Below are 8363 nucleotides of genomic sequence, written 5' to 3'. Positions count from 1 at the left end.
CCCCCCCCCCCCCGCCGATGAACCGCTCACCCAACTCGCCGAGGCGCATGCCGCTTCCACCACTTGGCCGAAGTGGCCCTCCTTCGCGACCTGTGGGTCCATTTCTTCTCCGCTGACGCCCCGCCGGCGAATGCAGAGGTGCCGGGTGCCCGCGGACTGCGGACACCCGGCACGTGACGGGAGGCAGCGGCGCGCCGACCCCTGTTCCGGCGCGCCGCCTCGCTCACCGTCCGGCGGTCACTTCACCTCGCGGGTGAGGACGCGCCAGGTCCCGATGGCCAATGGCAGCACGACCCAGAAGCCGACACCGGTCGCCAGGTGCGCCCAGTCCGCGCCGTTCATCTTGCCGTCGACGAGGGGGCCGGTCACCTGGTTGAGGTCGAGCCAGACGGCGGCCTTGGCCACGGTGGGGAAGGCCGAGGACAGGATCGTCCACACCGTGGGGAGCACCAGGGCACCGACGATGGCGAGCGGAGTGTTGAGCAGCGCCAGTCCGAAGGCCACACCCTGCAGGACGAAGATCGTCAGCATCAGGATCACGCCCGGCACGGAGATGGCCCCGAAGTTGAGTTCGCCGCCGGTGGTCAGCGCGAGAAGGGTCGAGGTCGCGAAGACGACCGCGATGACGATCAGGCCGAGCAGGGCGGCGGCGACCACCTTGGCGGTGACCACGCGGCCACGTCGCGGCTCGAGGGTGAAGGTCGTCAGGCCGGTCCGCTGGCTCCACTCCTGGGTTGCGGACATGATCCCGAGCACCGGCAGCAGGATCGCCATGGGCATCACGCTCAGGCCCAGGTAGGACGTCACCGTGCGCTCGCCCTCCCCGCCCCAGATGGCCAAGGCGCCACAGGCGAGGACGACGACGACGCAGAGCACGATGAGCAGCCAACGCCCGGCGCGGGTGTCGACCGCCTTGCGCAGCTCGATGCGGACCAGTTGGGCCAGCGATGCCGCGGGCGCCGGGTCGAGGGATCGCCGGCTGCCCGGGCGGGGCGACGATGCCGTTTCGGTCGAGTCGTCGGTCGTCGGGCCGGCCGTCGATCGGTCGGAGAGTCCGGTGGTCCAGACGGTGGTCATGCTGCTGCTCCTTCGCGCGAAGTGGCGGCGGTCAACTCGAGGAACATCTCCTCGAGCGATCCGGCGCCGCCGGCTGACAGTTCGGTGAGGACGACTCGCTCCTCGAGGGCCACCCGGCCGATGACCTCCGGTGCGGCGTTGACGAGCAGGACGCCCGCGGAGGACGTGACGTCGAGGTCTCGGGCGCGCAGGGCGGTGGCCAGGGCGTCGAGCGCGGCGGCGTCCACGGCACCCACTCTCGTGCCGCGTGCCCCGACCAGATCGGTCGTCGTGCCCTGCGCAACGATCCGGCCGCGACCGATCATGACGATCTCGTCGGCGATGACCTGCACCTCGGTGAGCAGGTGCGAGGACAGCAGCACGGTGCCGCCGCCGTCGGCGAAGTCGCGCAGCAGGCCGCGCATCCAGTGGATCCCCTGTGGATCCAGGCCGTTGGCCGGCTCGTCGAGGATGAGCACCTGCGGGTCGCCGAGGAGTGCCGCGGCCAGACCGAGTCGCTGACGCATCCCCAGGGAATAGTTGCCCACCCGTCGGCCGGCCTCGTCGTCGGTGAGACCGACCCGCTCCAGAGCGGTCACGACCTGGCCCTTGTCCAGGCCCATGTGCAGGGCGGCGATGGTGAGCACCTCGCGGCCGGTGCGACCGGAGTGTTGAGCGGAAGCGTCGAGCATGACGCCGACGTGCCGACCGGGGTTGGGCAGGTCACGGTAGGCGTGGCCCATGACGGTGGCCCGACCACTCGTCGGGGGCGTGAGCCCGGTGACCATGCGCAGGGCGGTGGATTTGCCGGCCCCATTGGGACCGAGGAAGCCGACGACGGTCCCGGGCTGGACCGTGAAGGTGATGTCGTCGACGGCGGTGAACTGGCCGTATCGCTTGGTGAGGTGCTCGATCTGGATCATGGCTCCACTCTCCCCAGCGCAGGTGCCCACCGGCATCGGCCGAGGGTCGGCAGCGTCTCCACCTTTGGTCGCAGATCCATGCCCCACCCACGACCAAGGTCGGATGCCGGGCCGGAGGTCGCCTCCCTACAGTGGCCCAGTGAGCACCAGGCCTGACAACGAGTGGTCCCCCGATCGGGTGAGCCGCTTCGGGCTGCTCTGGCGGATCGCGGTCGCCGGACTCACCGGCTATCTGCTCTGGTTCTCCGTCGTCGCCCTCTTCGTCGCGCAGCAGGCGCCGGTCACGGCCGCAACTGCGCGGCTGGTCATGATCGACCCGCTCCTGGGACTGGTCTCCTTGGGGGTCGTCGCGCGCTGGCGCCGCACCCACCCCATGGCGACGGCCATCGGGGTCGCCCTGATCTCGCTCTTCTCGATCAGCTCGAGCGGCGCGAGCATCTGGGCGGCCGTCTCGGTGGCGACCCGTCGCCGTCCCCGCGAGCTCGCGATCCTCTCCGTGGTCATCGTCGCGGTCAGCCTGCTCGCACTCAGGACGTTACCCATGCCGGAGGTCTTTGCCCCCGGGCCGTGGTGGTTCGAGGCGGTCTTCGCCGTGCTCGGCACGGCGGTGAATCTCGCCGTCGGGTATGCCGTGGGCTCCCGGCGCGCGGTCACCCGCGCCTGGATCGATCGGGCCAGGACGGCCGAGGCAGAGCAGCGTGCCCGGGTGGCCGCAGCGCAGTCCGGTGAGCGCACCCGCATCGCCCGAGAGATGCATGACGTTCTCGCGCACCGGATTTCGCTCGTGGCGCTGCACTCGGGAGCACTGCGCTATCGGTCCGACCTGCCCGAGGGCGAGCGCGAGCAGGCGCTGGACATCATCCATTCCAACGCCGAGCAGGCGCTCGCCGACCTGCGCGAGGTGCTCGGGGTGCTCCGCGACCCCACCGCGTCCGGTGACGGTCAGGGCGTCGAACCACCGCAGCCCGAGTTACCCGATGTCGTCAGGCTCGTCGACGAGGCTCGAGCGGCCGGCGAGCGGATCGACCTCGACGACCACCTCGACGACGTGCCGTCCACGCCGACGGGGCGCACGGCATACCGGATCGTGCAGGAGGGCCTGACCAACGCTCGCAAGCACGCGCCGGGAGCGCGAGTCACGGTGCGGCTCACCGGGAATCCGCGTGAGGGCCTGACCCTCACCCTCACCAACGCCCGCCCGGTCGCCGCACCGGCGACCCTGCCGACGTCTGGGCTCGGCCTGCTCGGCCTGACCGAGCGTGTGGCCCTCGCCGGCGGCCGGCTGGAGCAGGGCGTCACACCCGAGGGCGGCTATCGGCTCGCGGTCTGGCTACCGTGGGCTCCGTGAGTGGGGGCCCAGGGGGATGACATGACGAAGGTGCTGGTCGTGGACGACGACCCGATGGTGCGCACGGGGCTGTCGATGATCCTGGGCGGCGCGCCGGATCTCGAGCTCGTCGGGGAGGCGACCAACGGCCAGGAGGCGATCGACGGTGTCCGCCGGTTCTCACCGGACGTCGTGCTCATGGACATCCGGATGCCAGTGCGCGACGGGCTCTCAGCCGCCACCGAGATCCTCGCCGCCGCTGTGCGACCGCGGGTGATCATGCTGACGACCTTCGATGCCGACGAGATGGTGCATCGCGCCCTGCGTGCCGGCGCGGACGGGTTCCTGCTCAAGGACACCCCGCCGGAGCGGATCGTCGAGTCGATCCGTGCGGTGAGCCGTGGTGAACCGACATTGTCGCCCACGGTGACGGCCCGACTCATCGCCGCCGTCACCGAGGCCCCGGACCCTGGTGGCTCGGCTGCCCGGGCGACGGCCCGCCGCCGCTTGGAGGCCCTCACGGCCCGCGAGCGTGAGGTCGCCTTGGCCATCGGTGGTGGGGCGTCGAATGCCGACATCGCGGGCACGCTCTTCATGTCGGTCGCCACCGTGAAGTCGCACGTCACGAGCATCCTGGCCAAGACCGGCGCGGAGTCGCGGCTGCAGGTGGCCGTGCTGGTGCGCGACGCCGAGCTCTGACCCCTGCTCAGAGCAGGTCGGCGAGCAGGCGGCCGCCCTCGTCGATGCCGCCGGGGCCGAGCCGGTCGAGCATGTCCTCGAGCATGACCTGCTCGACGGCACTCCGATCCGCGGCACCGGCCTCGACCTCGGCCCAGGTGCGCGGGGCCGCGACACAGGGCAGGTCCCGTCCGCGCAACGAATAGGGGCTGATCGTCGTCTTGGCCGCGACGTTCTGCGACCAGTCGAGGAAGATCTTGCCCGGCCGCAAGGACTTGGTCATCTTCCACAGCACGAGATCGGGGTGCTTGGCGGTCATCTCCTGGGCGAGCTGTTGCGCCAGGTCGCGCACCTGGTCGCTCGTCAGGTCCCCGCCCAAGGAGGCATAGAGCTGCATGCCCTTCGAGCCACTGGTCACCGGGAAGAGCTCCAGACCCAGACCCCCGAGACGCTCCCTCAGGTGCAGCGCCACCTGGCAGCACTCGTGCAGATCGGCCGGCTTGCCCGGGTCGAGGTCGATGACGAGACGGTTGGGATTCTGCCGCTCCCCGTCGTCATCGACCGTCCATTGGGGCACGTGGAACTCGAGGCTGTTGAGGTTGACCAGATAGGTCAACGTCGGCAGGTCCGGCACGAGCGGATAGGTCACCGCGTCGATCGTCACCCGCTCGATCCAACTCGGCACCCCGGACGGGACGTTCTTCTCGAAGAAGGAGTCGCCGATCACGCCGTGCGGCCACCGCACGCGGGTCACCGGCCGAGATGCCATGTGCGGCAGCAGGATCGGCGCCACCGTCGCGTAGTAGTTGAGCACCTCCCCCTTGGTCGTCTCGGTCGACGGGTAGAGCAGCTTCTCCAGGCTCGTGAGCTTGAGCGTGCGCCCCCCGACCTCCACTCGGGTCACCGACCCCTGCGGCTCAACCATCGCTGGTCTCCTGCAGGTCCTCGGGGGTCAGGTCCGCCCGCACGCCGAGGTAGGCCGGTTGCCGCAGTCGCGATCCCCCCGCACCTCCGCCCCAGCCCAGGCTCTTCACCTCGACCACGATCCGCGGACGCACCCACGTGGTGCCGACCAAGTCCTCACGCGGCACCTCATCGGCAAAAGGAGAAGCGTTGGCTCGCAGGGGTTCCAGGATCTCGGACAGCCGTTTCCCGGCACCGCCGACGAGTCCGGAACCCACGCGACCGGCATACCGCCAGCCACCGTCGCCGTCGGGGATGCCGACGAGCACCGATCCCAACCGTGAGGTCGATCCGGTCTCCGGCCGCCACCCGCCGACGACGACCGACAGGGACGTGCGATGTGCCTTCTTGCGCCAGTCGGGCGAGCGGCGCCCCGCGGCATACGTGGCGGTGCGGCGTTTGGAGACGATGCCCTCCAACCCCTGGTCCGCGGTAGCCGCGAGCAACTGCGCGCCGTCGTCGAAGACGGGGGGCACCTGCCAGTGCCGCGAGTCGAGGTCGAGTTTCTCGAGCAGCGCGCGGCGCGCGGTCCACGGCTGGCCGGTGACGTCCTGGCCGAAGAGGCGCAGCAGGTCGAAGACCATGAAGGTCACCGGGCGCACCGTCGCCAGTCGCGCGGCCTTGCGGGAGTCCTTGACGTGCATGCGATCCGCGAGCGCGGCAAAACTCGGCCGTCCACCATCGAGGGCCACCACCTCGCCGTCGAGAAGCATGTCGTCGTAGTCCTCACCCAGCCCACTGAGCTCGGGATAACTCGCCGTCACGTCGTTGCCGCTGCGGGCGTACAGAGTCACCCGACCGGCACGCACGTCGGCGAGGACGCGCATCCCGTCCCACTTGACTTCGTGGACCCACTCGGGCCCGGTGGGGACCCGCTCGGCGAGCGTCGCGAGCATGGGCTTCATGCGCACATCCTGCCCCGAGCGGGCGGCGATGTGCCCCGCGCCCTCGCCTCTCCCCCACGGCCTGCGCCGGATGGTCGGCCCATGCGCTGGCGACCGGCCACCTCAAGGTGGGTTTGATCGGGTTCCGACCGTCAACGCGCACACCGAGGTGGCCAAGACCGCTGACCGCCGGACCCGAGGAGGCCGCCGACACGGTCGCAGTGTGGCAGCAGGTATGCCGCGATGCCCCGTTTTGGGGAACACTGACGGCATGCGTGCGATCTGGAAGGGCGCGGTCTCCTTCGGGTTGGTCAATGTGCCGATCCGTCTCTACTCGGCGACCGAGAACCACGACGTGCAGTTCCGGCAGGTGCATCGGGAGGACGGCGGCCGGATCAAGTACCAAAGGGTCTGCAACGAATGCGGCAAACAGGTCGCCTTCGACGACATCGCCAAGGGCTATGAGACCGAGGACGGCGGCATGGTCGTCCTCGACGACTCCGACTTCGCCGACCTGCCGAGCAAGACCTCCAAGGAGATCGGCGTCGTCAAGTTCGTGCCTGCCGACGAGATCGACCCGATGTGGCTCGACAAGAGTTACTACCTCGAGCCGGACAAGTCGGCCGCCAAGCCGTATGTCCTGCTGCGCGATGCCCTGGAATCCGAGAAGCGGATGGCGATCGTCACGGTGTCGATCCGCACCCGGATGACGATGGCCGTGCTGCGGGTGCGTGATGGCGTCATCGTCATGCAGACGATGATCTGGCCCGACGAGATCCGCAAACCCGACTTCACGGTCCTCGACGAGGAGCAGCACGCAACCAAGGCCGAGCTCGACATGGCCAAGCTCCTCATCGACCAACTCGCCGGCGACTTCGAACCCGATGAGTACGAGGACGACTACGCCATCGCGCTCAAGGCCCTCGTGACGGCCAAGGTCGAAGGCGGGGAGGTCCAGGCACCGGTCACCGCAGCCGAGGAGTCCGGCGAGGTCGTCGACCTGTTGGCGGCGCTGGCCAAGTCGGTCGAGAAGGCCAAAGCGGCCCGGGGCGAAAAGGCCAGTTGACCGTCAGGCCATGTGACAAGTCCGCGACGGCGAGCGCCTCATCGAGGATCGCAAAGCCCTCGTCGAGTTCGGCCTCGGTGGTCGTGCAGGGCGGCACCACATGGGTGCGGCACTCCAGGAATGGAAGACGTATGCCGCGTCGTCGGCTCGCGTACGGTCGCAGTCATGGGCTCACGGTATGCCGCCGCGCTCGCCTGCGCACTGCTTCTCGCCGGGTGCGCGGCATCGACACCGAGCCCACCGACCGGGCCGGTCCCCACCTCTGCTTCGCCATCGTCGTCAGGATCACCTGTGGCACGACCGGCCATCACGCGGACCCCGGGCATGGCCTTCGACCTGCAGGCCCACCGCGGGGGGATGGGGTTGACCACGGAGGAGCAGCCCGCGGCATACCGCAAGGCCTTGGCGCTCGGGGTGAGCACGCTGGAACTCGACACCCAGGTGACGGCTGACAAGAAGGTCGTGGTCAGTCACGACCGGGTCATCGATGGCACGAAGTGTCGGGACACGGGGTCGAACCACGTCGTCGGGCGGGCGATCTTCACCCTGACGCTCGCGCAGGTGCAGACTCTCGACTGTGGCTTCCAGCAATATCCCGGGTTCGAGGAGCAAGAGGTCGTGACCGGGGCCCGGCTGGCCGAACTGCGCGACATCGTCGCCGTGTGGCGCGAGGCCGGCGACCCCGACGTGTGGTTCGACATCGAGATCAAGTTCGACCCGGCGAAGGCGGCGGAGTCGGTCGGGCGCGAGGAGTTCGTCCGAGTCGTCGTCGACGAGATCAACGCGCTGGGGATCGCGGACCGGACGATGATCCAATCCTTCGACTGGCTCACCCTGACCGAGGTGCACCTGCTCGAACCGACCTGGCCGCTGGTGGCCCTGGCCGGGAGCGACGCCTTCCCGCCCGAGTTGGCGGCGGGGGTCGCCGGGGTGACGACCTATTCGCCGCGGGAGACGATCGTGACGCGCGCGATGATCGAGCAGGCCCATGCGCTGGGGCTCAAGGTGGTGCCGTGGACGGTCGATGACCCGCAACGGATCTCGGTGCTGATCGCGCTCGGCGTCGACGGGCTGATCACGAACTATCCGGACCGGGCACGCGGCATGCTCGGCGCCTCCGCACCGGGGCTGCCGCCACCGATCCGCTGACGGCGAGGGATCGCCGGAAATCGGGAGGCGGACTGTCGGTGCCGCGGCATACCGTGAAGCCCATGTCCCCGATCCCGGTCGATCCCGACGGCCCCGAGGAGCTGACCGCTCCCCCCGAGCCGCTCGGCGCCCCGCACCACGAGGCGCACCTGCCACCGGGCGTCGAGCGGGGGCCGGCGACGGTCCGCGCCTTCCGGATGTTGCTCGGCAACACCCTCATCGCGAACGTCACGACGAGTTTCCTGTGGTTCGCGCTGACCTTCTGGGCCTACCTGGAGACGCGGTCGGTGATGGCCACCGCCATCATCGGCGGCTCC

The 8363-nt window shown here is 69.7% G+C and carries 8 protein-coding genes and 1 pseudogene; 5 read left to right on the top strand and 4 right to left on the bottom strand.

All coding sequences use genetic code 11. The features are described from left to right. Positions 1 to 237: 237 nt before the first annotated feature. Both BN10_RS14900 and BN10_RS14895 read right to left on the bottom strand, forming a co-directional pair. A complete protein-coding gene (locus tag BN10_RS14900; protein ID WP_010852075.1) occupies positions 238 to 1077 on the bottom strand; it encodes an ABC transporter permease in 840 nt (279 codons plus the stop codon). Then, the gene (locus tag BN10_RS14895; protein ID WP_010852074.1) at positions 1074 to 1979 is read right to left on the bottom strand and encodes an ABC transporter ATP-binding protein; all 906 of its coding nucleotides are present in this window, start codon (positions 1977 to 1979) and stop codon (positions 1074 to 1076) included. The genes BN10_RS14900 and BN10_RS14895 overlap by 4 nt, the downstream gene beginning before the upstream one ends. A 139-nt stretch (positions 1980 to 2118) precedes the next feature. Here BN10_RS14895 and BN10_RS14890 point away from each other — a divergent pair, with 139 nt between their 5' ends. Continuing rightward, the gene (locus tag BN10_RS14890; RefSeq protein WP_198014073.1) at positions 2119 to 3327 is read left to right on the top strand and encodes a sensor histidine kinase; all 1209 of its coding nucleotides are present in this window, start codon (positions 2119 to 2121) and stop codon (positions 3325 to 3327) included. 21 nt (positions 3328 to 3348) lie between these two features. Then, positions 3349 to 4005: a response regulator gene (locus BN10_RS14885; protein WP_010852072.1), complete on the top strand. Its 657-nt coding sequence runs from the start codon at positions 3349 to 3351 to the stop codon at positions 4003 to 4005. A 7-nt stretch (positions 4006 to 4012) separates the two neighbouring features. On the opposite strand, the gene ligD (BN10_RS14880) is transcribed toward BN10_RS14885, so the two are convergent. Continuing rightward, positions 4013 to 4909, bottom strand: a complete 897-nt coding sequence (gene ligD, locus BN10_RS14880; protein WP_010852071.1) for a non-homologous end-joining DNA ligase — start codon at positions 4907 to 4909, stop codon at positions 4013 to 4015. Further along, positions 4902 to 5852: a non-homologous end-joining DNA ligase gene (gene ligD / locus BN10_RS14875; protein ID WP_010852070.1), complete on the bottom strand. Its 951-nt coding sequence runs from the start codon at positions 5850 to 5852 to the stop codon at positions 4902 to 4904. Before ligD (BN10_RS14875) ends, ligD (BN10_RS14880) begins: the two co-directional genes overlap by 8 nt. A gap of 250 nt (positions 5853 to 6102) precedes the next feature. Here ligD (BN10_RS14875) and ku point away from each other — a divergent pair, with 250 nt between their 5' ends. The 3 genes and pseudogenes from ku to BN10_RS17555 all read left to right on the top strand — a co-directional run. Beyond that, a complete protein-coding gene (ku, locus tag BN10_RS14870) occupies positions 6103 to 6897 on the top strand; it encodes a non-homologous end joining protein Ku (RefSeq protein ID WP_010852069.1) in 795 nt (264 codons plus the stop codon). Positions 6898 to 7188: 291 nt separating this feature from the next. After that, positions 7189 to 8046 (top strand): glycerophosphodiester phosphodiesterase family protein, encoded by an 858-nt coding sequence (locus tag BN10_RS14865; RefSeq protein WP_010852068.1) that lies wholly within the window; start codon positions 7189 to 7191, stop codon positions 8044 to 8046. Between the two features lie 62 nt (positions 8047 to 8108). Then, a pseudogene (locus tag BN10_RS17555) lies at positions 8109 to 8363 on the top strand (hypothetical protein); the annotation flags it as partial.

The organism is Phycicoccus elongatus Lp2, from assembly GCF_000367525.1.
Lineage (GTDB): Bacteria > Actinomycetota > Actinomycetes > Actinomycetales > Dermatophilaceae > Phycicoccus_A > Phycicoccus_A elongatus.
Note: the sequence above shows the minus strand (reverse complement) of the source record. Positions and strands in the feature narration are given on the sequence as shown.

What these genes read in the sequence shown, in the direction of transcription:
- ligD (WP_010852070.1), bottom strand. Translation starts at nt 5,852, where the DNA reads ATGAAGCCCATGCTCGCGACGCTCGCCGAGCGGGTCCCCACCGGGCCC.
- ku (WP_010852069.1), top strand. Translation starts at nt 6,103, where the DNA reads ATGCGTGCGATCTGGAAGGGCGCGGTCTCCTTCGGGTTGGTCAATGTG.
- BN10_RS14900 (WP_010852075.1), bottom strand. Translation starts at nt 1,077, where the DNA reads ATGACCACCGTCTGGACCACCGGACTCTCCGACCGATCGACGGCCGGC.
- BN10_RS14885 (WP_010852072.1), top strand. Translation starts at nt 3,349, where the DNA reads ATGACGAAGGTGCTGGTCGTGGACGACGACCCGATGGTGCGCACGGGG.
- BN10_RS14895 (WP_010852074.1), bottom strand. Translation starts at nt 1,979, where the DNA reads ATGATCCAGATCGAGCACCTCACCAAGCGATACGGCCAGTTCACCGCC.
- ligD (WP_010852071.1), bottom strand. Translation starts at nt 4,909, where the DNA reads ATGGTTGAGCCGCAGGGGTCGGTGACCCGAGTGGAGGTCGGGGGGCGC.